Genomic DNA, 23,908 nt, shown 5'->3' with positions numbered 1-23,908 from the left:
ATTGTGCCAATTCATGCCAAAGTAGCGAGCGATTTTTTGTATAAAAATTGACCGAGGCACAATAAATGCGAATCCGACCGCAACACGCACTGATCCCCAGCCTGCTGTCCCTGGCCATCCTGGGCGGATGCCAGACCGATGTCAGCAAGCTCAGCGTCAACAAGCTGCAGGCCCAGGACAGCACCACCACCGAAGGCGAACAGGCGACGGCCCAACAGAGCGAGACCCAGCGCCTGAACAAGTGGTTCGACGCGCGCTACGAAGAACAGCTCAAGTTCAGCCCCATGCGCCTCAGCCAGCTGGGCCGCAAGGAACTCTACGACCAGATCGACGATATGAGCGAGGCCGCCCAGGCCCGCCAGCTGGCCTGGCGCAAGCAGACCGTCGAGGAGCTGAAGAAGAATTTCGACTACGACAAGCTGACCACCGCCGGCAAGGAATCCTACGACCTGTGGATGTTCCAGTACCAGCAGGAGAAGGCCGACCAGGCGTTTCTGCGCCACGGCTACTTCAGCGGCGAACTGGGCGGCCCGGAATCGCGGCTCCCCACTTTCCTGATCAACTTCCACAAGGTGGACACGCTCGACGATATGCGCGCGTATATCGCGCGTATCGGCGGTGTCAGCCGCGCTGTGGACCAGCTTCTCGAGCGCGCCAGACTGGCGGCGAAGGAGGGCGTCCGCCCGCCCCGTTTCGCCTATGACCTGGCCATCGAACGGGCGCAGAAGGTCATCAGCGGCCAGCCCTTCGGGGGCGAGGAAGCCTCCCCGCTGCTGGCCGACGCCGACGGCAAGATCGAGGCACTGCTGAAAGACGACAAGATCGACAGCGACACCGCCGGCGAACTCAAGACGCAGGTGCGCGAGAGCCTGAAAGACCAATTCAAGCCGGCCTTCGACGCCTATATCGCCTGGATTAACGCCGATATGGGCAATGCCGACGAAGAGCCCCACGGCGTGGGCAGCCTGCCGAATGGTGAGGCCTACTACAACAACCGCCTGGCCCACTACACCACCACCGATCTGACCGCCGACCAGGTGCATCGGATCGGCCTCGACGAAGTGGCGCGCATCCGCAAGGAAATGCTGGCGATCAAGGACCGGGTGGGTTTCGACGGCAGCCTGCAGGAATTCTTCAAATTCATCCGCGACGATGAGCAGTTCTACTACCCGAACACCGACGAAGGCCGCGAGGGCTACCTGGGTGATACCCGCGCCTTCCTCGACCAGATCCGCAGCAAACTGCCGGACTACTTCGGCATCCTGCCCAAGGCGAAACTGGAAGTGAAGCGGGTCGAGCCCTTCCGCGAAGTGGACGGCGGCGCCCAGCACTATTTCCCGGGCACGCCCGACGGCAAGCGCCCCGGTGTCTACTATGTGCACATGTCCGATATGAGCGCCTACTCGAAAAACGATATGGAAACCACGGCCTACCACGAGGGTCTGCCGGGCCACCATATGCAGATTTCGATCGCGCAGGAGCTCGAAGGTATTCCCCAGTTCCGCACCCAGGCCTTCTTCACCGCCTATATCGAGGGCTGGGCACTGTACTCGGAAAAGCTGTCCAGCGAGATGGGTCAGTTTGAGGATCCTTACAAGGACTTCGGCCGCCTGACCGCGGAAATGTGGCGGGCCATCCGCCTGGTGGTGGATACGGGCCTGCACGCCAAGGGTTGGAGCCAGCAGCAGGCGGAGGAGTTTTTCCTGGAGAATTCCGCCGTGCCGGAGAGCGCCGTGCGCTCCGAGGTGCGCCGCTACCTGACCCTGCCGGGCCAGGCCACCTCCTACAAGATCGGTATGCTGAAAATCTTCGAACTGCGCGAGAAGGCCAAACAGCAACTCGGTGACCAGTTCGATATCCGCGGTTTCCACGACACGGTACTCGGCGGCGGCGCCCTGCCACTGCCGATGCTGGAAGCGCGCGTGAACCGCTGGATCGAGGAAGTCCAGAGCGCCTAGCGTTGCACCGCGGCGGTCCCCGGGGCCGCCGCTTCCCCCTCCCTGTCACCACCGAATCCCTGTTCCACCCGCCGATACTGGATCGCCCCGGTGAAACCGTTATCATGCCGGTTGCGCCCGTGTTTTCCCGAGGTGCCTCGATCCCCCGAAGCTCGCATAACAAGAGGAATAATAAATGGAGACCGATATCTACCGGGCCCCCGAGGCGGAATTGCAGGAAAGCGGGGCCGAGATCGACCACGAATTCTATGTCGTATCGAAAAACAAGTTCCTGCTTTTGATGGTCGGAACCTTTGGCTTTTACGAGATCTACTGGTTCTACAGAAACTGGAAACTCTACCAGAAGCGCCACGGTGTCAGCATGTTGCCGGTGATGCGCGCTATTTTCTCCGTGTTCTTCGCGTATTCACTGTTTCGCAAGCTGGAAGACAGCAATGCCGAAATGGACCGGGAGTCCACCTGGAGTCCGGGGTGGATGGCCACGATTTACGTGACGCTCACCATAGTCGCCTCCATTACCGATCGCATTTCGACGAGTATGACCGAATACACGGTACTGGATGTTGTCAGCATCGTGACATTGCCGGTCATCGTGTGGATTCTGTACAGGGCTCAGCGTGTGATCAATATCGTCTGTGAGGACCCGGACGGCGAAAGCAATGCGCAAATCACTCCGGCCAACTGCTTCTGGCTGGTGATCGGCCTGCTGCTCTGGAGCCTGATAGCGATCGGCTTTTACGAAGGCTTTGTCGGCCTTCCCGTATAGGTTTCTCTTCCCCTTGCGGGCGGGGAGACCTGATAATCGGAAACCATTGAGGCGCGGTAGCCTCCGTGCCTATCCAGTCTGTCTCATACGGAGAGTAACAATCGATGTTCAGTTACAGCGTGGAACCGCGCTTCAGCGAAACCGACGCCCTCGGCCATATCAACAACACCGTGATACCGCAGTGGTTCGAACAGGGCCGCCTGCCGATTTTTCATATCTTCAATCCCGACCTGTCGCTGGTGGAATGGAACCTGATCCTGAAAAAAATGGATGTGGATTTCATCGCGCAGATTTTCCTGTTTTCGCCAGTTGAGATCCGCACTGCGATCAAGTCGATCGGCAACACCTCGCTGACCATCCACCAGGAGGTATGGCAGAAAGATGAGCTGGTCGCCCGTGGCGACTGCGTGATGGTGCACTTCGATTACGAAAACCAGGCCAAGGCGCCGATCCCGCGCGAAGTGCGCGAACAACTGGAGAGGCACCTGCTGGAGGACGAAACGTAGTGTGCGCCGCGCGCACCGGCGAGGATCTGACAGCGGCAACTGGTCGCCGATCGCCTTTACACTGGCCGCATACCAATCTGTTGGAGGAAATAACCATGACTGTATTTCAGTCTTGTCGCCGCTGGCTGGCGGCCCTGCTGATCGGCGCCGCCGCTGTTTCGGCCGGCGCCTCGGAAGTGGTGGAAGAGCACATCGACAGCCGCGAACACGACTTTCGCATCGTAAAACTCGCTTCCGGCCTGCACCACCCCTGGGCGGTGGCACAGTTGCCGGACGGGCGCTTTCTGGTCAGCGAGCGCCGCGGGCGTGTCGCACTGGTCGATGGCGGTCGGGTTCAGTACCTGGACGGCGCGCCGGAAGTCTCGGCGGTCGGTCAGGGCGGCCTGCTGGACCTGGTGTTGCACCCGCAATACGGCGACGGCGAGCACGACTGGATCTACCTGACCTACGCCAGGGCCGGTGACGGCGGCGACGCCACCGCCATGGGCCGGGCGAAGCTGCAGGGCAATGCGCTGGTGGATTTCGAGGAACTGTTCGTGCAGGACCGCTTCTCCCAGCCCGGCCGCCACTACGGATCGCGCCTCGCCTGGCGTCAAGACGGCAGCCTGATGATGACTGTCGGCGAGCGCGGTGTGGAGCGCATGCGCGCCCAGGATACCGGCGATCACGCCGGCAGCGTGCTGCACCTGACCGAGACCGGCGCGGCCGCGCCGGGCAACCCCTTTGCCGGCGACGAGAAGGGCCTCGACGAGATCTACAGCTACGGCAACCGCAATATCCAGGGCCTGGTAGTGGATGCCGACGACCGCATCTGGGCCAGCGAACACGCCGCGCGCGGTGGCGACGAGCTGAACCTGATCCGGCCCGGCGTGAACTACGGCTGGCCGCTGGCCACCCGCAGCAAGGAATACAGCAGCGAGGACCCGATCGGAGACGAGTCCAGGTCCGGTACACGCGACGCGGTGTTCTACTACCCGGGCCGCTTCGCGCCCTCGGGCCTGGCGCAGGCGGACAGCGAACGGTTTCCCGCCTGGCAGGGCAACCTGCTGGCCGGCGGCCTGCTCAGCGAAAAACTGCTGCGCCTGGTCATCCGCGCCGGCGAGGTGGTCGGCAGCGAGACACTGCTCGACGGCGAGCTGGGCCGCATCCGCGATGTGCACCAGGCCGCGGACGGCTATGTCTATCTGCTCAATGACGCCGGCGACGCGGGTCTCTACCGCCTGGAACCGGTGGAAAGCCCCTGATCGGAGAAAAAAGCATGCGTAAACTGAAACTGTTTGGCTGGCTGTGCGCATTGATGCTGTGTACCGGCGCAGCGCTGGCCGAGGCGGTGCCCACGGATATCGTTGTGCGGGCCAAGGCGAAGGATGCCAAGTTTATCGGCACCTCCATCGGCGGCGCCCTGGTACGCATCCGCGAGGCGGATAGCGGGCGCATTCTCGCTGAGGGGCCCACCCGCGGCAGCACCGGCAATACCGAACGGATCATGAAAAAGCCGCAGGGGCGTCATGACTCCATCACCGAGGGGGCGGCGTCTTACACGGCCACACTGGATATCAGCGAGCCGGTTTTCCTGACCGTGGAGGTGCTGGCGCCCTACATCAAGAAGCAGGCGCGGGTGCTGGCGCAGACCCAGACCTGGCTGGTGCCGGGCAAACCCATCGACGGCGACGGCCTGATCCTGGAGATTCCCGGTTTCGTGGTGGATGTCCTGAGCCCCCAGACTCACCGCTACGCGACGCTCGACGAGAGCCCGTTCGAGATCCGCGCCAACGTGGTGATGATGTGCGGCTGTCCGCTGACCGACGGCGGTCTCTGGGACGGCAGTGCGATCGAGGTGGCGGCGCTGGTGCAGAAAGACGGCGAGACCTTCGACACCGTTACACTGGAAATGCAGGACGAGGCCAATACCTTCAGTGCGCCCCTGTCGGTGAAAACCCCCGGCGTCTATGAACTGCTGGTCTACGCCCACGATCCGAAAACGGGCAACACCGGCGTGGACCGGGTCAGCTTTGTCGTTCGCTAGTGACCCCCCCTTGACTAAAAATCCTTAACAGGGTGGAATAGCGCACCGGTTACGGCCGGTGTCTATCCCGGTTGCCCTGCGCAACCTGTCCCCGGTGACCCGGTCACCGCCCATACTGCGGCTCCATTTTCCCGAGCCCGCATCTCGCAGCAAAAAGTACTTCCATTCCCGGCCTTTGCGCAATGCGCAGCGAAGTGCTGACGGCTGCCGAAAAAAGATTCTGCAAAGGAGGACCAATGACTATGACAGATGATCTGTACCCTTCCCGCGTGGGCGGTGGGGAACAAATCATCCCCAGGCTGGACCCGGTGATTCACGGCCCTGCGCCGTCGGGAGAATCGCCACTGGATCGGGACCAGCTCGACTGCTACGAACAAAACGGCTATCTGGTATTCCCGGACTTACTGCCGGAACTGGTGGAGCCGTTGCAGGCAGATATACAGCGGTTGCGCACCGAACTGCGGGGCCGCGAGGAGCTGGTACGCGAGCCCCAGGGCGACGGCCTGCGCACCATTTTCAATCCCTGCCGCTTCAGCCCACAGATAGACGGTCTCTTCCGCCACCCGAAGGTATTGCCCATGGTGCGCCAACTGCTGGGCTCCGACGTCTACCTGATGCAGTCCCGCGTCAACAACAAACCCGCCTTCCGCGGCCGCTCCTTCGCCTGGCACTCGGATTTCGAGACCTGGCATGTGGAGGACGGCATGCCGCGCATGCGCGCGCTCACCGCCTGGCTGATGCTGAACGAAAACAGCCACTACAACGGACCGCTGTACGTGATTCCCGGCTCACACAAGCTCTACGTCTCCTGTCGCGGCCGGACCGGTGAGGACAACTACAAATCCTCCCTGCGCCAGCAGACGCTGGGGGTGCCGGAACCCGATACCATGCGCGAAATACTGCGCGAGCGCGAAATACACGCCATTACCGGCAAACCGGGCACCCTGGTGATCCACGAGTGCAACCTGTTGCACGGCTCGCCGGATAACATCTCCGGCGACCCGCGCCAGGTGGTGATGTGCGTCTACAACAGCGTGGAGAACAAACCGGTCGCGCCCTACGGCGCCGCCAGACCGCGCCCGGCATTCCTCAGCAGCCGCGACTACACGCCTGCCGCTGTCGCCTGACCTGTAGGATGGGTAAAGGAGCGCAGCGACGTGCCCATCAACTCCCTGATGGGCACACTCCACTTTGCTCATCCTACGAAGATGTTTCCAATCGCAGGGGCCCGCTCGCAGGCGAAAAACAAGGCGTTGACTCGACGATACTGCGGCTAAACTGCGATAAATCCTTCGCGGAAAACGGCTGCCATGAAGAAGAATAGCGAGCGCGAGGCGCTGCGCGTTGAGCACCGCCCGGAAAACATCGCCCGGCGCTTGCAGCGGGAGCCCGAATCGCAGCGGGTTTCCGACCTGGTGCTGGGCGGTATAGACGGCTGTATCACCACTTTTGCCATCGTTTCCGGTGCCTTCGGCGCCGGATTTTCCGCGGCGGTGGTGCTGGTCATGGGCTTCGCCAACCTGCTGGCGGACGGCTTCAGCATGGCGGTGAGCAATTTCGAGGCGGTGGCGGCGGAACGCGACCACCTGGAGTCGGTGCGGCGTACTGAGAAGCGCCATATCAAGTTGGTGCCCGAGGGCGAGCGTGAGGAAGTGCGGCAGATTTTTGCCGCCAAGGGATTCCGCGGCGAGACTCTGGAGAGGATCGTCGCCACCATCACCGGTAACCACAGACTGTGGATAGAGACGATGCTCACCGAGGAATACGGCCTCAGCCGCGCCCGCTATCGGCCGCTGGCCTCGGCGCTGGCCACCTTCTCCGCTTTTGTCGTTGTGGGTGCAGTGCCGCTGCTGCCGTTTCTGTTTGCACCCCTGTCGATGCCATCCCGCTTTGCCGCCAGCGCCCTGTTGGCGGGGCTGATGTTTTTTGTGATCGGTATGCTGAAAAGCCTGGTCTACGCCCGGCCCCTGTTGCGCTCGGGATTCAAGACACTGCTGCTCGGTGGCACCGCGGCGGTGCTGGCTTTTGCCACCGGTTATTTACTGCATAGCTTGGTCGATATCGATGCCAGCTAACTATGATTTTTCAGTTGATTGCTGTGTCCCGCAGCCACCCAGATAATTCGAGGTGCGATCCAGGCCGGCCTCAAGCAGACCCGGTTGAACATCCATAAGAATGCCCGCCTCCCGCCAAATGGTCGAGCTCTACTAGTTCGCAGCCTTGCTGACGAAGGGCTGTGGGCGGAAGAGATCGCCCCAAGCCCGGGACGTCAGCGTTCGGGCTTTATGTAAATTGCGCGGTTTGGATTAACAGATTCCATTCCAAACGCCGCTTTTGAGTTAACGGGCTGTCAGAAATGTTCTCGCGACAGATTGATAACGAAATGCTATGTCAGTCCTTCCCCAAGTAAATTTCATCAATAAATACATCGTTTATACCGGCATTGCCAACATTAAAGTCTAGACGTGCATTGTTATCGGTCGGAATCTTAGGAAGATACAGTGTGTAGGATTTCATACTTTGCGTTATTTCAATCTCCTCCTGGTAGTAACTTTCCCAGTTTCCATCGTCACTACCATCGTGCCCCACATTGACGACTATTGAACGGCTATTTTCCGCGCGAGCCTGGAATGTGAGAATGTAATTCCCGGCGGAAGACGTGGCAACTGGGGTTACAGCTTGAACGTACCAATGCTCTGCCCCTGGCTGCGTAACGTTGATACGCAACTCTTGGTTTGAATAACTTGCATATCCTGAGCCATCATTGTAAGAATCCACGCTCCATACCGAGCCATTGGCTGTAAAAGTGCAGTCACCTATCAGGTTGCCGGATTGAGTGCTGCAGGGGCTACTTGCTTGCTGTGGTTCCCAGGCGGTGACAGGCAAGTCCAGGAGCTTTATTCGAAGGTTTGAATCAATATATTGAGTATCCGGCTGGGATGATTCTGCTTGACCAAATGGAAAGTTACTGCCTGATATTAGCCATGTGTAGTTCAAGACATAATCTTCCATGCCATCGTTATCGTAGTCCTTGCCGAATTCCGAAGTTACAGCTTGAGTTCCTTGCATTCCGCCATCATTTCTGCCATAGCCGTATATGCCCTTAAATACTCCAATGGTTTCTGCACTGGCTGCTAATGCCATGGCATCATCAAGCCCAATCCAGAAATCAAAAGGAGCGGAATGCGTTAAATACCAGGGTTCTCTTAGATTGCCGGATGAATCGACTACTCGTTCATCGGGATATTCGTGCGCGATATGCAAGTCTGTATGGCTTGAGCCAGATAAAAGTTGATTTTGCAGGTAGTTCTCCAGACCATTGCCCAGTTTTCCTACTAAAAACCGCACAACAGCGGCCCCATCGCTATTATACTGAGAGGAAGTTCCCGGATCGCGAGTAAGATTATTTGAAAAATACCATTTCATTAACTGTGTTGGCGATGATTCCTGAGCGGTAATACCGAGATGGCTGTAGTAGTTATTGACTTCAGTGGTATTCTGAGGGTTTGGTCTCGCCGTAAATCCCGACTGGAAATTTAGTATATCTGTAATCGTAATATTAAAGGCCCTACTATCGGAAACCTCATTGGCGTTTACGGCACCGTAATAGGACAGCAAATCAAGAACGTTATCCGCGCAAGTTAAATCGCTGCCGGTAACAGGATTGGTAACAGCATTCGGATTATTCTGATCTAGGCTAGCATCGCAGTAGTAATAGTCGAGATTGCCGTTTTCATCTAGATGTTTCACCATTCGCCCTGTTAGCATCCGCTTCAGGGCAGCGAATGATACAGGTTTGTCTACGCTCGCCAATCGGAAAATGCTATCGTGCCTTACGGGAGTATCGAATTCCTTTTCCATGTAGCCGAATCCAGCTGCATACATCACCTGCGTATCGCCATCCTGAACCCGCCGCCTCGTGATAGCGAGAGAAGCCGCAGGTATGCCATTTTCAGAGAGGGCTGCTGCCGCATAATTGGAAATCCAGTTGAGCTGAGGGTTTTTTGAGTAGCCGGAAACGGGCAGATCAGCTATTGCTGGCGTGGAAACTACAGATACATCAAAGAATCCTGGGTCGCCGGGGCTGTTAACCTTAACTGCTATTGTGTTTGTGCCCGTATGCAGAGCATTGCGAGCAGAGTCCGACATTCCGAGATATCGATATGTTGAAACCCAGCCATTTTTAACAACGGCCTCTATGCCGTTGATGTATATTTCAATATTATCGTCCCAGCGACCCCAGAACATGGCAGACTCGATTTCTATGTGCGTCAGTTCCACCTCTGTTCTTAGCCAAACCGTATCATCAAACGGAGTTGTGTTGTCATCGATGGAGTTGCTACTGTTATCATAAAATCCACCGTGGCCGATTTGCCATCCGGAGTCATCGAAGGAAGGGTTGACCCAGTCGGAGTTAGGCTGATTTTCAGTATACCGCCACGTTATTCCGTTAGCGCCACCCTCAGCAATATATGTAGAAGGGGTAGAAAAATGGCCGTCAAGGTCGGTTCTTTCAATTGCTTGGGAATTACAATGAAAAAACAAAGTAAGAAAAACTGTACTTATATAATTCCATTTCAACATAATGCAATCCTTTCTGGTCTTGGCAAATTAAATGGCACATCTCGATGTTTCGAGAGTAGTCTCCCTGTGCTTGTCACAGTTCTTTGCTGGCCATTATCCCGACGTGGTGGCGGCTGTGACTTCTCTTTCTATCTGCTGTCCAGTACCGTTCGGTTTATAGTTGGTTGTACTTCTGACGATATATCTTGGCCGAGATTTTGTTTCCATGTAGATTCGACCGATATACTCGCCGATGACGCCGATGCCTATCAGTTGTACGCCGCCGAGAAACAGAACGGCAGTGATCAGTGAAGGGTAGCCGGGGACCGGGTTACCCCAGATCAGTTTGTCGGTCACCATCCACAGTGCGTAGGCGAATGAGATGAAGGCGATGCACAGGCCGATATAGGTCCATATGCGCAGGGGGACAGTACTGAAGGAAGTGATCCCTTCAAGCGCCAGGTTCCATAGCCGCCAGCCGTTGAATTTGGTCGATCCGGCAACCCGTTCGGCGCGTGAATACTCGACGATCTCCGTTCTGTACCCGACCCAGCTCAGAATACCCTTCATGAAAAGCTTGCGCTCTTGCAGCTGTTTAATGGACTCTACTACCTGTCGCGACATCAGTCTGAAGTCGCCGACATTCGGTTCGATCTTCGTTTCAGAGACGGAGTTGTTGATTCTGTAGAAGAGTTCCGCACTGCGTCGCTTCAGGTAGCCGTCCTTGCTGCGGTCGATCCGCTTTGCCAGTACCACGTCGGCGCCGTTCAACCACTTTTCCACCAGCTGTGGTATCACTTCTATTGGATCCTGCAGATCCGCGTCCATCGGGATGACCGCATCGCCGGAAGCGTGTTCAATGCCGGCAAACAGGGCCGCCTCCTTACCGAAATTCCTGGAAAGATCAATCAGTACAACCTGTGGGTCCCTGTTGGCGAGCGAAGCAGCTATTGAAAGTGTATGGTCGAGGCTGCCGTCGTTGATGAAGACTATTTCGACCTTGTGCTCGGCCAGGCTCTTCGAATTTCTCACCGCACTGTAGAACAGGTTGATGGATTCTTCTTCGTTATAGACAGGCACAACCAAAGAAAGCTTCATTCTTCCCTCCGGTAGATCCAGCGCTGGTGCAGGACGAAGTTGCTGAGCAGGGTAACGCCTGTGGCGATACACTGGGCGGGAAAATAGTGAAAGAGTTTTACGAAAAGCGTAAAGCAGGTGGTGTTGATGGTCAGCCCTATCAGCGCCACCAGCACGAATTTGGGCAGGGTGTCTCGGTGGCCGGCACGGCTGCCAAAGGTGAAGTGGTAGTTGAGCCAGTAGTTGAAGCCGGCGGAGAGGCTGAAGGCGGCCGCCGAAGCAAAAATTGCGTTGGTCGACAACAACTCCACGAAAAGTGCCAGCGAGGAAAATTGCATCAGGGTTGCCGCCGCGCCCACGGTGGCGAAGCGTACGAACCGTTGCTGCAGCAGCCACTCAATCATCGTTCGGCTCCCAGCTCCGTTCGCGCCGCCGCCGGGATGCTTTGCCCAGGGTTCCGAGCACCAGTACCGCCTGTGCCAGTAACAGTCCCTCGCCGGGTTTGCGGTAGCGCCCCTCGTTGACGGCGATTGGCAGCAGTCCCTGCACCAGCAGCCACACCAGTAACAGCACCGGTAGCATTCTCTCTCCCCCCAGTCTGCGCCAGTAGATGACTGTGACAGTCAGCAACAATAGGGTCAGCGGTGCCCAGAGCCAGCGCATCTGAATGTTCACTCTGTGTAGCGTACGTTCCCGGTTATTGTCGGGCCAGGAGGCGCCGAAGAATAGGTAGATGAGATTTTCCTTGGTAATCCACAGGTATTTGGAGACGCTCAGAGGGTTCTGCTCCATCGCCTCGCGCCAGTCTTCCGCACCGTGCTCCACATCAATATTGACCTCTACGGTCCCGCGGCGCGCCGTGGTCCAATCGGACAGTGGCGCGAGGGGCTTTTCACCGGTGGCGGGGGAGGCGAACCAGTAGCCCCAACGCGCCCCGTCGCGCTGGTAGTTGATGTTGATTTTGCTTTTGCCGGAGCGGGTGTAGATGGAAACCATTTTGCCGATGCCATGGGGCGCGAAGAGTTGCATCTGCTGGTAGCCGCGCACGACGAGCGGACCCAGCACTAGCGCCAGCAGCAGGGTCGACCAGAGGGCCTTGCGCAGCCTGTCCCCCTGTTCCAGCCATAGCCAGCAGCAGGTGACGGCCGCCAGCGGGATGGCGATACCGCGGGTCAGGCCGGCGAGGCTCCAGAGAAATACCATCAACAGGAAGCTGCGCAATGTCTGCTTGCGGCGACAGCGCCAGCTCGCATAGAGGGCAGCCCCCAGCAGTGGCAGCAACAGAGTTTCCTGCATGAAGTAGCTGTAGATGGCGACCCAGGATGGCAGCAGCGACAGCGCTGCCCAGCCGCTCAGGGCCAGCGCCTTGTGCGGCTGCAGTTCGCGCAGGAAGCGATACCAGATCCAGGGAGTGAACAACGACAGCAGAATGGTATAGAAGGCGACCAACAGCGGGTCTTTCAGGGTGAGCTTACCGAGAGCGGCGATGTAGAGCTGGTAGAGCACCGGGTCGGTCATGGCCATGGGGTCGTTGCGCAGTACGTCCGTACCCTGCTCCCAGTGCCGCTGTGGATCGCTCCAGATATGGTCGACGGGATTGAACTGCAGTATCTGATCAATACGCAGGCAGACCCCTGCGATTATCAGGCCGTAAAGAAGGGCGTAGAGATATTGGTTGCGGGTGAAGCGGAGATTCATCCACGACAGGGCGGTGAAATAGTCGCTCCAACGACTGGCGGCCGTTTCCGCCGGGTGATTCTGCATGGCTGTTACCCGTTGCCTTTATTCTGATTGGTGGCGGGTTGGCACTCATTTTAACCATGTGGGGATAGCGGTAACACGGAATAAGGCGCCAGCTACACGGTTTGTGATGCGTGTTGGTTTCCGGGTGATGGCTCCTACACCGCGACCACCTGGTTGCGCCCACCGTCCTTGGCGCGGTACATCCGCGCGTCCGCCTCCGCCAGCAACTGGCCGTGGGTGGCGCAGGCGGGATCGCCCTCGGCGACGCCGAAGCTGATGGAGATATCCACTGGCGGATCGTACTTCCGGCGCAGAGCCTCGACGCGCCCGCGCAGCTTTTCAGCCAGCACGCCGCCGCCGCGCAGGTCGGTGTTCGGCAGCAGCACCAGGAATTCCTCGCCGCCCCAGCGGGCGACGATATCGTCGGCGCGGATGTTGTCGCGCAATGCTTCGGCCACATCCTGCAGTACCCGGTCGCCGAAGGCGTGGCCGTAGGTATCGTTGATGGTCTTGAAGTTATCCAGGTCGCCGATCAGTACCGTGTAGCGGCCGGCCAGGTGGCGGTTGCGCCGCTCCATCTCGTTGATGGCGCGGTAGGCCTCGCGGCGGTTGGCCAGCCCGGTGAGCGCATCGGTGCTGGCGCGATTTTCCAGCTCCTGGGTCAGGCGGTGCAGCAGCTGCTGGGTCTGGTGGCGGCTGCTGTCGAGCAGTGCGGTCAGCGCCGTGAGGGCGCCGAACACGGCCAGGAAGCGGGCGCGGTAGGCGGTGTCGTACTCGGCGGTGAGCCCGGGAAACTGCGGGTAGAAAAGTACCAGTGCGGTGATGCCGCCGATGGCCGTCAGCGCGGCCACGCCGACCTTGTAGCCGTAGAGGTTGATGAAACCGGGCACCAGCATCACCGCCCACATCAGGCCGGTGTTGTTCACGCCGCCGGACAGCAGCAGGTAGAAATACAGCACCAGCAGCAGAGTGCCCACCAGCAGTGGCGTCGACCTGCTCTGGCCCACCAGGTTGATGGTGATATAGGCAGCCAGGATCAGCGCGGCCACACCGAACAGGGTACCGGCCTGCAGCAGGTCGCCGCCGGTGAGCGCGATGGAGCCCATGGCGCCGGTGATCGCCATGGAGAAGATCAGCATATAGCCGGATGCCTGGATGCGCCGACGCAGGTCCAGCTGTCGCGTCTCCTCCAGCGGGTTGCGGAGGGTCAGGCTGTTGTTTTTATACCCTGGAGTCATAGGGAGTTCCTGTGTCGCTGGTTCCTCCGGCCCGGGCCGTGTTGCGGGGCGCCGCCAGCGTTTTTCTTGTGATGTCGAAAGCGCCGGATCCTGTTCGCTTTTCCAGCAGTCTCCGGAACTGGGTGCCAAGTATATTGTGATTCCCCCCGCCACCAAAGTACCTCGCGAGCATTCGACTAAAGTATCAGCAGGCAAACTCAAAGAATGGGGAACCGTGGCAAAAGTAGAACTGACAAGTGGGGATATCCTGACACTGCGCACCACCGCCCTGGTGTGCCCGGCCCACAAACACCTGATTCGCGGCCGCGGGCTGTCGGCGCAGGTCTTCGATCGCGGCGGCGATGCCCTGGTCGCCGCCTGCGAACAGCAGCCGGAGTGCCCGGTGGGCGAGGCGCGCATTACCCGCGCCTATGGCCTGCCGGTGCAGTACCTGTTGCATACGGTGACACCCCAGTGGAGCAGCGGCGACCAGTGGGGCGCCGGGGCGCTGGTGCAGCTGCGGCGCTGCTACGAGAGTGTGTTGAAGCTGGCGCGGGAGAGGAAAATCAAAAGCCTGGTGTTTCCGGCGCTGGGAGCCGGCACCAACCGCTTTCCCCACTCGATCGCGGCACACCAGGCGCTGGAGGTGCTGCACGGGCAGGGAAAGGATTTCGAGAGCCTGAAGGTCTGCCTGCACACGCCGGCGGCGCTGGCGGAGTGGCGACAGGTGGAGCGGCGGTTCTTCCCTGCCTGACGGGCAGCGGGCCCGCACCGGCCTGCGCTTCGGAAGGTAGATGGAGCTCCGGGGCTTGAGTAGCCTACTTGCCGCCGGTCAACCCGAAATTCACCCCCTCCGGATCGGTAGCGGTCAGGCAGTATTTATCACTTTCGGGAATCTGTGCCCGGGGGCATGATCAGGGTACCTCCCATATCCGGGCCGTGGTTGAGGAACTCATAGCTGCCCATCTCCCCGCTTTTGCGCCAGCCGAAATGCCTGCACGTAAAAACCCAGCGCTGCCCTTTCATGTCCGTCTCCCCTGTCGGTTTCACTCGCCCAGAACCACCACCGGCTCAAAGCCGCCATAGATGAGCCGCATGCCATCGAATGGCATGGGATTCTGCTCCGGGTTCATGCGTGGGTCGGTTTTCATCAACTCCTCCATTTTGCCCATGGCGGCGTCGCGGGTCGCCTTGTCCGGCCATTCGATCCAGGAGAACACTACCGTTTCCCCTTCCCTGGCCTGCACGGCGCCGTAGAAATCATTGACCTTGCCCCTGGGTACGTCGTCGCCCCAGCACTCCAGCGCGCGCAGTGCGCCCTGCTCCAAAAAGACCTCGTTGGCGGCCCTGGCGTGCTCGACAAAGCGCTGTTTGTTCTCGGTGGGGACTGCCGCTACGAAGCCATCGATATAAGACATGGTTACTTCCTCCATTTGTCGGACTGAGTGTTCAATCCTAGTCGAACGGACACGGGAGGATTCGACACCGACAGTGGAAACGGGCGCAGCGCCGGCCGGCATGGCGCGCCTGTTTGCGGTAAGGTTGCGTCAAGATAATGCGTATCGCAGCGCGATGTTCGAAAATCCAACAGACTGTTGGGATCCTCGCCGCATTGGACTCGAAGAACAGCATCAATCCGGACCGCGAGCAGACCCCCGAACAGATGGTTCAGGCCATCTTCAAAAGCTGGTTTGTCGGCTTCGAACCGGACAGGCTGCAGATACTCTCTGCATTGCCGTCAGGCAGAAAGCCGTCAAACGGCCAGGTTGGCCCGCCCGTATTTTTTGCGATAGGCCTGTGGGGTGACACCGGTCATGCGTTTGAAAATATCGCGAAAGGTCTTGTTATCGTTGTAGCCAACGTCATACATCAGGGATTGGATACTCTGGTGTGAATGTTCCAGCCGGTTTTTTGCCTCTTCTATTTTTACTTTCTGGATATACGCCAACGGCGTGTATTGAGTGGCTTGTTTAAAGCGCCGGATAAAATTGCGCTTGCTCATATTTACGATGGCTGCCACTTGCTCAACACTGGGTTCATTCTGGAAGTTTTCCTCAATGTACGTCTGGGCTTTCAGTACCAGGGTGTCGCCGTGCTGGTTCAATCCGCGGAACACGGAAAAGTGGGCCTGGTTGATGTGGTCGCGATGTATGGAGAAATTTTTGCTGACTTGCACACCAATGTCGTGACCGCAGAATTTTTCCACCAGATACAGTACCAGATTCAATGAGGAAAAAGCGCCGCCGCCGGTGTAAGTGCCGTCCCGGTCTGTTACCACAAAGTCGCCCTGCATTTGAATATCCGGAAATCGTTCGCGCATATCATCGATGGCTCGCCAGTGAGAGGTGCAGGGTTTGCCTTTCAGCAACCCGGCCTCTGCCAGAAAATAACTGCCCAGACACAAGCTGGCGATCTCCGTACCCACGGCATAATGTTGTTTTAACCACTCCACCACGGCGCGGTTCTTAGCGAACACCGAGTCCCAGTCGCCGGAGAACGCCGGCACAATAATCAGCGGGGAGTTATGGCCGGAGGATTTGGCCGGTACCTCCGCCAGTGTTCTCTGGCAATTGAACTGGGCCGGATCGCTCAGGTGAATGTTTTTCACTTTCTCGCTCACCAGCTCCACCCGGAAGGCGGGTGGTCTTCCGGCCGATTCCAGTATGGCGTTGGTGCGGGTCAGGATATCCAGCGGCGCCGCGGCCGACGACAGGACGACATCTTCAAAGATAAGTATGTAGATGTTTTTCATGGGGTTTACGCCTTTATTTTGACTCATGATAGCCTCTGGAATGGCACAAACCCACCCCTAAACTGGCGTTTTACCACTGCGCAGCGATATCGACCAGCCCGTAGACTGGCTTCCGTACTCATTACGCAATCAAGGAGGTTCCCGTGACCAAGGTCGTCAGTCAGTCCGAATGGCAGTCAGCCCTGGATGCCTTCCGCATCAAGGAAAAAGAGCAGATGCGTAGGCAGGACGCACTCAATGCCGAGCGCCGCCGTCTGCCCCGGGTGAAAATCGACAAGCCCTATGAATTTACCGGTGCCGGCGGCAAGGCCGGCTTGCTGGATATGTTTGAAGGGCGCAAGCAACTTATTACCTACAACTTCATGTACGGGCCGGATGCCGAGGCACCCTGCACCGGTTGCTCGATGATGGTGGACAATATGGGCGATATTTCCCATCTGCATGCCCGCAATACATCGCTGGTACTGATTGCCCGTTCGCCATACGACAGGCTCGTCGCCCTGAACGAGCGTATGGGTTGGAAAATTCCCTGGTACTCCTCCTATCAGAGCGATTTCAATCGGGATTTTGGTGCAACGACCGACAATGGGGAGATGTTTGGTGTCAATGTGTTCATTCGCGAGGGAAACGACATTTATCGCACCTACTACACCACCAGGCGCGGTGTGGAGTACCTCGGCAGTATATTCACCTATCTTGATTTGACTCCCATGGGGCGCCAGGAGCTCTGGGAAGATTCTCCCGAGGAGGTTCCGCAGACTCCGCCTTACCAGTGGTGGCGAAAACACGACGAGTATGTGCTTTGACGCAATAAACCTATTCACTGACTGAATGGAGGGGGAGTTATGTGTCCAGTCTGCGTCAGTACTGCAACCTGGCTGATGCTCGGCGGCGTATCCGCCGGCAGTGTCGTTACTCTCGGTATCAGCCGTTGGCGCCGGAAGTCCAGGGTGCCGGACGAGCAATAAAATCAGCGTGTCAGCATATCCGCCAGCGTCAGCAGTATCAGCAGTGCAATCCACAGCAGCCCGCTTACCGCCACCAGGCGCAGGAGCCTGTCTGCGGTATATAGGTGCATAAATACCAGCATGATCAGCGCGGCCATGGCCCCGGCGCAGATAAAGTGCACCGAGTAGCGCAGCGCCGTGTTGTCCAGTGCGCCGGCCAGCAGGCTCAGTGCGAGCAGCGCCAGCAGTCCCAGCCAGCAGAAAACGGCGGAGCGACAATTCATATCAGGCTCGCAGCAGGTAGAAGCAGGTAAAGATGAAAATCCACACCACATCGATAAATGCCCAGTAGAGGCCGGCGATACGCAACTGGCGGTCGATGCGGTCCGGCCTGCGCCAGCGGTGCGCCAGCCACAGCATCGCCGCCAGTATGCCCAGGCCCACCAGCATATGCAGCGCGTGCAGCCCGGTGGCGATGAAGTAGAGATTGAAGAACAGTTCGGCCACTGCCGCCACCGGCTGTTCGCCGGAAGCTGCCGGCAATTCACTGGAATAGTGAAACGGCAGGTTCAGCACCGGCACCAGTTGACGCTGGAACTCGCTGTACCACTCGAAACCCTTGATCCCCAGGAACAGGGTGCCCAGCGCTATGGTCGCCAGCAGCCAGCGCAGGGTGGCGCGGCGCAGACGCGCGCCCGCCGCCAGTTCCGCCAGTGCCATGGTCAGGCCGCTGGTGAGCAGCAGCGCGGTATTGATCGCCGCCAGGGGCAGGTTCAGGTGTCCCGTCGCTTCGGCGAAAACGGCCCCGTGTTGCAGCCGCAGTATCGCGAAGCCGGCAAAGAGACCGCCGAACAGCAGCGTTTCGGTGAGCAGGAACACCCACATGCCCAGCAGGCCCGCGTGGCGCTGCTGGTCCATATCGTCGAATTGAACTGCCGGCCGGGATTTATTGGTAGGCATAGGGCCCCTCTTCCACCACCGGCGTTTCGCGGAAGTTGTGCACCGGCGGCGGCGACGGCGTCTGCCACTCGAGTCCTTTCGCGTCCCAGGGATTGGGGCCGGCCTTCTCGCCGCGGCGCAGAGACCAGGACAGGTAGATCAGCGGCAGCAAATAGCCCAGCGCCAGCACGCCGGTACCCAGGGTCGACAGCACCTGCAGTATCGAGAATTCATCCGGGTAGGAATGGTAGCGCCGCGGCATGCCGGCGTAGCCGAGCAGGAACTGCGGATAGAAAGTGAGGTTCAGGCCGATCAGCAGCGCCAGTGCCGCGGTGGTGGCCCAGGCGCGCGAGTAGAGGCGCCCGGTGAGCTTCGGCCACCAGAAATGCAGCCCGCCCATATAGGCGGTCACGGCGCCGCCCACCATGATGTAGTGGAAGTGCGCGGTGACGAAGTAGGTGTCGTGCAGGTGCACGTCCAGCGCCAGTGCTGCCAGGAAGACGCCGGTGAGCCCGCCGACGGTAAACAGTTCCAGGAACGACAGCGCATAGATCATGGGCGCGTCGAAACTGATGCGGCCGCGGAACAGGGTCGCGGTCCAGTTGAGCGTCTTGATCGCCGACGGCACCGCCACCAGGAAGGTGAAAAACGAAAACAGGATGCCCGCGTACAGGCTCTGGCCGGACACGAACATATGGTGCCCCCAGACGATAAAACCGAACAGCGCGATGGCCATGATCGACAGCACCATGCCGGTGTAACCGAAGATCGGGTTGCGCGAGAAGCAGGCCACGATCTCCGATACCACGCCCATGGCCGGCAGGATCATGATGTACACCGCCGGGTGCGAGTAGAACCAGAACAGGTGCTGGAACAGCAGCGGGTCGCCGCCCAGCGCCGGATCGAAAATGCCGATACCCAGGGTTCGCTCCAGGCCTATCAGCAGCAGCGTCACGGTCAGCACCGGTGTGGCCAGCACCATGATCAGCGCCGTGGCGTAATTGGCCCACACGAACAGCGGCAGCCGCCCCCAGGTCATGCCCGGCGCGCGCATGGTATGAGTGGTGACGACGAAATTGAGCCCGGTCAGGATCGACGAAAAGCCGACGATAAAAACCCCCACTGCCGCCGCCAGCACCGCGGAATTGGAAAACAGCGTCGAGTATGGTGTGTAGAAGGTCCAGCCGGTATCCACGCCGCCGGCGATCACCGCGACGATGGTGAAAATGCCGCCCAGGGTATAGATATACCAGGAGAGCAGATTCAGCTTCGGAAATGCCATATCCCGCGCGCCCACCATCATCGGCAGCAGGAAATTGCCCAGTGTGGCCGGTATCGACGGGATCAGGAAAAACCACACCATGACGATACCGTGCAGCGAGAAGAGCCGGTTGTAGCTCTCCGCGCTGAGCAGGTCGCCGGCCGGTGTCAGCAGCTCCAGGCGGATCAGCAGCGCGGCGGCGCTGCCGAAAAAGAAAAACAGCGTGATGGAGACCGCGTACAGCCAGGCGATGCGCTTGTGGTCCACCGTCAGCAGCCAGGAGCGGATACTCCAGCCGCCGCTGAGATAGTCGGCCGGCGTTGCGTGGCGGTCCTCGCCTTCCGAATAAACGACTCTAGTCATGTTCGCCGTCGGCCTCGAGTGGCTGCCCAAGTGATTGAATGTAGGAAATCAATTGCAGTATTTCCTCCTCGGAAACCTGCCCGGAAAAACTCGGCATGACCGGCTGGTAGCCGGCCACCAGTTGCGCCTGGGGGTCGACGATCGAATCGCGGATATAGGTTTCGTCGACCACCACCTCGCTGCCGTCGGCGAGCCTGACCCGGCTGCCGAAAATGCCGTGTAAATTCGGCCCCAGGCCGCTGCCGTCGGCTTTGTGGCAGGCGCCGCAGCCGAGACTCTGGAACAGCTGCGCGCCGGCCTCGGCGCGGTCCGGCGTGTCGACACCGCCCGCCAGCCACCGCTGGTAGTCGCTGCGCTCCAGCACCACCACCTTGCCGCGCATGCGCGCGTGGTCGGTGCCGCAGTACTCGGCGCAAAACAGCCGGTAGCTGCCGGGCCGGGTGGGAGTGAACTGCGCCCTGGTATACATGCCCGGCACGGCGTCCCGCTTCAGCCGGAAGGCCGGCAGCGACAGGCTGTGAATCACATCCTGCGAGGTGATGCGCAGTTCCACGGTTTCGCCCACCGGCAGATGCAGCGTGTTGATTTCGCGGCTGCCGTTCGGATGCTGGAATTTCCACATCCACTGCTTGCCCACCACATCGACCGTGATATCTGTATCCACCGCGCTGTAAAGATCGAGGTAGAGCCTGCTGCCCCAGTAGAAAAGCCCCATAAACGACACGCACAGCAGCAGCGCAAAACCGATTTCCAGGCGCCGGCCGCTGCGCTCGGAAATCCGCTCGCCGCGCTCGCCCTTAAGGCTGCGCCGATAGCGCACCGCGAACAGCACCACCAGTGCGGCCAGTACCCCCATCAGCACTGCGGAAATGCCCAGCAGCGCGTAGTAGAGAAAATCCACCTGCTGCGCATAGTCGGAGGCCTGCTCGGGGATCAGCTTCAGGCCGATTGGCGGATCCTCGATCGCTGGTGTTTCCTGCGCCTTGGCGTTCACGATTTCTCCCGCCCGCGCAGGCGCACCAGGAATACCGCCAGCGCGATCACCGACAGGGCCCCGGCGCCCTGCAGCAGGCGTATCACCGCCAGGTTGTAGCGGCCGCTGTGTGGGTCGAACTGATAACAGCGCAGCAGCAACCGGTCCACGGCGCTGCCCAGTTTTCCGCGGCCGGCGTCGATTAATGCCAGGCGCAGGTGCGGCTGTTCGGGCTCGATGCGCAGCAGGTAGTGGCTGACTGTGCCGCCGGGGGCGACCACCACCAGCCCGGCCGGGTGCGCGTAGCTGCGGCGCTGGGCGTCGTAGCGGTAGTGGAAACCGATTCTGTCGGCGAGTTTTTTGATGTTCTCCTCGGTGCCGGTCAATAGTGTCCAGTTGTCGATCATCCGCCCGTGGCGATCGCACAGCTGTTTCATCAAGACGCGTGCATCGGCGGGCGTTGTGCGCGGATCTATACCCACCAGGGCGACCCGGTAATCGCCGGCGTCAAACGGCAGCGCGGCGGTAGCTTTTGCCAGCTGCTCCAGCAGCGTCGGGCACAGGTGCGGGCAGTCGAACCAGGCCAGCAACAGGATCAGCGGCCGCTGGGCGGCGAGCGAAGCCAGTTCCACCGGCTTGTCGCGGGCATCGCGGAACACGATATCCGCCGGCAGCGCCGCGCCGATATTCTGCTCGAAGCGCACACTGTCGAGGACTTTCTGTTGAGGTCCCTTTTCCGTGTGCTGCGCCTGCGCCGCCGACAGCGCCAGCAGCAGAATCAGCGGAGATAGAGGAGAGAATGCTTTCACGGCGCGCCCTCCCTTTCGCCTGCTTCCGGTGTTTTTTCCCGGTCCTTTTTATTTTGCCGGTTCTCTTCCTGTTTTCTTTCGCCGGGCAGGCCGCGCTCCACCAGGAGGTCCATGGCGCGCTCTATGGGTATATGCACCACGCCGGCTTCCCGGTTCACCCAGCCGTAACTTTGCAGGCGTCGCTGCTCGCGCTCGCGGTAGTCGCGCAAATCCGCGCGGGGATTTGTCTGCAGCTGTGGTTGTGTCGGCGCCGGCGGGGCGAAGAGCGGCGGCGATGGCTGCGGTTGCCAGAGCCGGTAGACATGCCACAGCAGCCAGCCGCTGGCGAGCACCAGCAGCAGGGTCAGCCAGAGTGTGCGGGCGATGGGCCGCACCCGGGGCAGGTCGGGTTCGTGGCGGCGCCGCTCAACCATGGGGCACCTCGCCGCTGGTTCCCGGGACGAACGCGCTGCGGCGATGGCCGGCAAAAAGCACAGCGCCGAACAGCGATACCAGCAGCGCCAGCAACAGCAGCGACCAGAGACCGCTGTGGTCGAACGGTGGCAGTACCAGCCAGCCGATCTGCAGCGTGTGGCCGAGCAGGCAACTGGCGGCGGCGAAAGCCAGCCAGCGGGCGCTGCCCTTGGCCCGGCCGGACAGCAGCACCGCAAACGGCAGCGCGAAAAACAGTGCGAACGAGATGACGCTGACGGCGCGCCAGATGCTCCGGCTGCGGTGGATATACCAGCCGATCTCGTCCGGCAGGTTGGCGGACCAGATGACGATATATTGGGAAAAGGCAAAAAAAGCCCAGCCCAAGAGTACCCCCAGCCACAGATTGGCGATATCGCGGCGCGCCTGCGTTTCCATGCCCTGCATGCCGAACAGCAGCGCCCAGGCGAAGGCGGCGGCAGTTGTCTCGGCGGCGAGCATCAGGCCGTAGACATCGGAATAGAATTCCGGCTCCAGCGACATCAGCCAGTCGAAGCAGAAAAAAGTCAGTGCCAGCAGCCACAGCAGCAGTCCCCGCGCCGGCATACGCCCGGGCGCGCGCGCCAGCCACAGCCACAGTGCAAAAAAAGCCAGGCTGCGCAGAATAAAGAACGGCATATTCAGGTAGGCGAGCTTGTTGCGCACCAGCTGCGGCAGTGTCTCGGCCGGCTGGGTCCAGGGGAACAGCGACTGCATGCCCGCCAGCAGCGGCAGCAGGGCCGCGGCGAACAGCGGCATTATCGCCGCCAGAAAAAGCCACTGTGTGCCGCCCGTCTCGCCCCAGCGCCCGCCGGTGAGCCGGTGCACCATCAGAATCGCCAGCGCGCCGAGCGGCAGCGAGCCCCACACCAGCGCCGCCGCCAGCCAGGCCGGCGCGAGGAGACCGCCGGCCAGGGCCGCGGCCAGGCCGCCCAGGGCCAAAAGTGCGATTCTGAGCAGTGGCAGAGTGCGCGGATTCACGGCGTGTCCTCCCGGGATTCGCGCTGCAACTGCTTCCGTTGCCGGGGTGCCAAGTCGTCGAGTTTCGCGTATTGCGACAGCTGCAGGGCGCGGATATAGGCGGCGATGGCCCAGCGATCGCGAGCCGGCACCCGCGCGCCGTAGGCGTACATTCTGCCGAAACCGTTTTCGATCACGTCGTAGAAATGGCGCAGCGGAATTTCCCGCAGGTGCGCGCCGTGCAGCGACGGCGGCGCCGGAAAGCCGCGCTGTACCACCATGCCGTCGCCGCGGCCGCTGTCGCCGTGGCAGGGGCTGCAGAAAATCTCGTAGCGCTGGCCGCCGCGCTCGAGTAGTTCGCGGGTGAGCGGCTCCGGCAGTGTGTCGGGCACCGGCTGCAGCGATTCGTCGCGGGCCACGGTGCCCTCCACCGGCACCCGCGCGGACTGGTCGTTGGGCCAGCCCGGTGCGGGCGCCAGCGGATCGTAGCGCGGCTGGTCGCGCATATCGTTGCCGCAGGCGGCGAGCAGGAAACCTGCCAGAACGACCCAAAGTGGCACTAAGTTGAGGCCCTTCGGTTCAGACCTTGTGCTTCTTT

At 60.1% G+C, this 23,908-nt stretch carries 24 protein-coding genes; 9 read left to right on the top strand and 15 right to left on the bottom strand.

Annotated features, from left to right (window positions below; all coding sequences use genetic code 11):
• Window positions 1–65 precede the first annotated feature (65 nt).
• The 7 genes from OQE62_RS14215 to OQE62_RS14185 all read left to right on the top strand — a co-directional run bounded on the left by OQE62_RS14215 (window position 66) and on the right by OQE62_RS14185 (window position 7,331).
• Complete coding sequence (locus OQE62_RS14215; RefSeq protein WP_265722710.1) at window positions 66–1,958, top strand: DUF885 domain-containing protein; 1,893 nt, start codon at window positions 66–68, stop codon at window positions 1,956–1,958.
• A 175-nt stretch (window positions 1,959–2,133) separates the two neighbouring features.
• A complete protein-coding gene (locus OQE62_RS14210; protein ID WP_265722709.1) occupies window positions 2,134–2,724 on the top strand; it encodes a hypothetical protein in 591 nt (196 codons plus the stop codon).
• 104 nt (window positions 2,725–2,828) lie between these two features.
• Window positions 2,829–3,230 carry an acyl-CoA thioesterase gene (locus tag OQE62_RS14205; protein WP_265722708.1) on the top strand — a complete coding sequence of 134 codons (402 nt, stop codon included), beginning with the start codon at window positions 2,829–2,831 and terminating at the stop codon, window positions 3,228–3,230.
• Window positions 3,231–3,325: 95 nt separating this feature from the next.
• A complete protein-coding gene (locus OQE62_RS14200; RefSeq protein WP_265722707.1) occupies window positions 3,326–4,474 on the top strand; it encodes a PQQ-dependent sugar dehydrogenase in 1,149 nt (382 codons plus the stop codon).
• Between the two features lie 14 nt (window positions 4,475–4,488).
• Entirely contained in the window at window positions 4,489–5,256 is a 768-nt protein-coding gene (locus OQE62_RS14195; protein ID WP_265722706.1) for a hypothetical protein, read from the top strand.
• Between the two features lie 236 nt (window positions 5,257–5,492).
• Window positions 5,493–6,383, top strand: a complete 891-nt coding sequence (locus tag OQE62_RS14190) for a phytanoyl-CoA dioxygenase family protein (protein WP_265722705.1) — start codon at window positions 5,493–5,495, stop codon at window positions 6,381–6,383.
• 183 nt (window positions 6,384–6,566) lie between these two features.
• Entirely contained in the window at window positions 6,567–7,331 is a 765-nt protein-coding gene (locus OQE62_RS14185; RefSeq protein WP_265722704.1) for a VIT1/CCC1 transporter family protein, read from the top strand.
• A gap of 316 nt (window positions 7,332–7,647) precedes the next feature.
• Here the strand turns inward: OQE62_RS14185 and OQE62_RS14180 are convergent, their stop codons facing one another.
• From OQE62_RS14180 to OQE62_RS14160, 5 genes are all read right to left on the bottom strand, one after another.
• Entirely contained in the window at window positions 7,648–9,840 is a 2,193-nt protein-coding gene (locus tag OQE62_RS14180; RefSeq protein WP_265722703.1) for a serine hydrolase, read from the bottom strand.
• Window positions 9,841–9,933: 93 nt separating this feature from the next.
• Window positions 9,934–10,917 (bottom strand): glycosyltransferase family 2 protein, encoded by a 984-nt coding sequence (locus OQE62_RS14175; RefSeq protein ID WP_265722702.1) that lies wholly within the window; start codon window positions 10,915–10,917, stop codon window positions 9,934–9,936.
• Window positions 10,914–11,300 (bottom strand): GtrA family protein, encoded by a 387-nt coding sequence (locus OQE62_RS14170; RefSeq protein WP_265722701.1) that lies wholly within the window; start codon window positions 11,298–11,300, stop codon window positions 10,914–10,916. Before OQE62_RS14170 ends, OQE62_RS14175 begins: the two co-directional genes overlap by 4 nt.
• Window positions 11,293–12,660 (bottom strand): glycosyltransferase family 39 protein, encoded by a 1,368-nt coding sequence (locus OQE62_RS14165; protein ID WP_265722700.1) that lies wholly within the window; start codon window positions 12,658–12,660, stop codon window positions 11,293–11,295. The genes OQE62_RS14170 and OQE62_RS14165 overlap by 8 nt, the downstream gene beginning before the upstream one ends.
• A gap of 134 nt (window positions 12,661–12,794) precedes the next feature.
• On the bottom strand, window positions 12,795–13,877 hold the full coding sequence (locus OQE62_RS14160; RefSeq protein ID WP_265722699.1) for a GGDEF domain-containing protein: 1,083 nt from the start codon (window positions 13,875–13,877) through the stop codon (window positions 12,795–12,797).
• Window positions 13,878–14,091: 214 nt separating this feature from the next.
• On the opposite strand from OQE62_RS14160, the gene OQE62_RS14155 reads away from it, so the two are divergent.
• Complete coding sequence (locus tag OQE62_RS14155) at window positions 14,092–14,610, top strand: macro domain-containing protein (RefSeq protein WP_265722698.1); 519 nt, start codon at window positions 14,092–14,094, stop codon at window positions 14,608–14,610.
• 292 nt (window positions 14,611–14,902) lie between these two features.
• Here the strand turns inward: OQE62_RS14155 and OQE62_RS14150 are convergent, their stop codons facing one another.
• Both OQE62_RS14150 and OQE62_RS14145 read right to left on the bottom strand, forming a co-directional pair.
• Entirely contained in the window at window positions 14,903–15,274 is a 372-nt protein-coding gene (locus OQE62_RS14150) for a DUF1428 domain-containing protein (protein ID WP_265722697.1), read from the bottom strand.
• A gap of 335 nt (window positions 15,275–15,609) precedes the next feature.
• Entirely contained in the window at window positions 15,610–16,608 is a 999-nt protein-coding gene (locus tag OQE62_RS14145) for a GlxA family transcriptional regulator (RefSeq protein WP_265722696.1), read from the bottom strand.
• A 143-nt stretch (window positions 16,609–16,751) separates the two neighbouring features.
• Here OQE62_RS14145 and OQE62_RS14140 point away from each other — a divergent pair, with 143 nt between their 5' ends.
• Window positions 16,752–17,414 carry a DUF899 domain-containing protein gene (locus OQE62_RS14140; protein ID WP_265722695.1) on the top strand — a complete coding sequence of 221 codons (663 nt, stop codon included), beginning with the start codon at window positions 16,752–16,754 and terminating at the stop codon, window positions 17,412–17,414.
• Window positions 17,415–17,578: 164 nt separating this feature from the next.
• Here the strand turns inward: OQE62_RS14140 and OQE62_RS14135 are convergent, their stop codons facing one another.
• From OQE62_RS14135 to OQE62_RS14100, 8 genes are read right to left on the bottom strand one after another with little or no spacing between them, the layout of a single operon-like run.
• Complete coding sequence (locus tag OQE62_RS14135; protein WP_265722694.1) at window positions 17,579–17,839, bottom strand: cytochrome C oxidase subunit IV family protein; 261 nt, start codon at window positions 17,837–17,839, stop codon at window positions 17,579–17,581.
• A gap of 1 nt (window position 17,840) precedes the next feature.
• Window positions 17,841–18,515 (bottom strand): cytochrome c oxidase subunit 3, encoded by a 675-nt coding sequence (locus OQE62_RS14130; protein WP_265722693.1) that lies wholly within the window; start codon window positions 18,513–18,515, stop codon window positions 17,841–17,843.
• The gene (locus OQE62_RS14125) at window positions 18,502–20,118 is read right to left on the bottom strand and encodes a cytochrome c oxidase subunit I (protein ID WP_265722692.1); all 1,617 of its coding nucleotides are present in this window, start codon (window positions 20,116–20,118) and stop codon (window positions 18,502–18,504) included. The genes OQE62_RS14130 and OQE62_RS14125 overlap by 14 nt, the downstream gene beginning before the upstream one ends.
• A complete protein-coding gene (gene coxB / locus OQE62_RS14120; protein WP_265722691.1) occupies window positions 20,111–21,112 on the bottom strand; it encodes a cytochrome c oxidase subunit II in 1,002 nt (333 codons plus the stop codon). Before coxB ends, OQE62_RS14125 begins: the two co-directional genes overlap by 8 nt.
• The gene (locus tag OQE62_RS14115; RefSeq protein ID WP_265722690.1) at window positions 21,109–21,900 is read right to left on the bottom strand and encodes an SCO family protein; all 792 of its coding nucleotides are present in this window, start codon (window positions 21,898–21,900) and stop codon (window positions 21,109–21,111) included. Before OQE62_RS14115 ends, coxB begins: the two co-directional genes overlap by 4 nt.
• On the bottom strand, window positions 21,897–22,313 hold the full coding sequence (locus tag OQE62_RS14110; protein WP_265722689.1) for a hypothetical protein: 417 nt from the start codon (window positions 22,311–22,313) through the stop codon (window positions 21,897–21,899). Before OQE62_RS14110 ends, OQE62_RS14115 begins: the two co-directional genes overlap by 4 nt.
• Window positions 22,306–23,331 (bottom strand): hypothetical protein, encoded by a 1,026-nt coding sequence (locus OQE62_RS14105; RefSeq protein WP_265722688.1) that lies wholly within the window; start codon window positions 23,329–23,331, stop codon window positions 22,306–22,308. Before OQE62_RS14105 ends, OQE62_RS14110 begins: the two co-directional genes overlap by 8 nt.
• Complete coding sequence (locus OQE62_RS14100) at window positions 23,328–23,870, bottom strand: c-type cytochrome (RefSeq protein WP_265722687.1); 543 nt, start codon at window positions 23,868–23,870, stop codon at window positions 23,328–23,330. Before OQE62_RS14100 ends, OQE62_RS14105 begins: the two co-directional genes overlap by 4 nt.
• Window positions 23,871–23,908: the final 38 nt, after the last annotated feature.

This window comes from Microbulbifer halophilus, assembly GCF_026183675.1.
Classification (GTDB): Bacteria; Pseudomonadota; Gammaproteobacteria; order Pseudomonadales; family Cellvibrionaceae; genus Microbulbifer; species Microbulbifer halophilus.
Note: the sequence above shows the minus strand (reverse complement) of the source record. Positions and strands in the feature narration are given on the sequence as shown.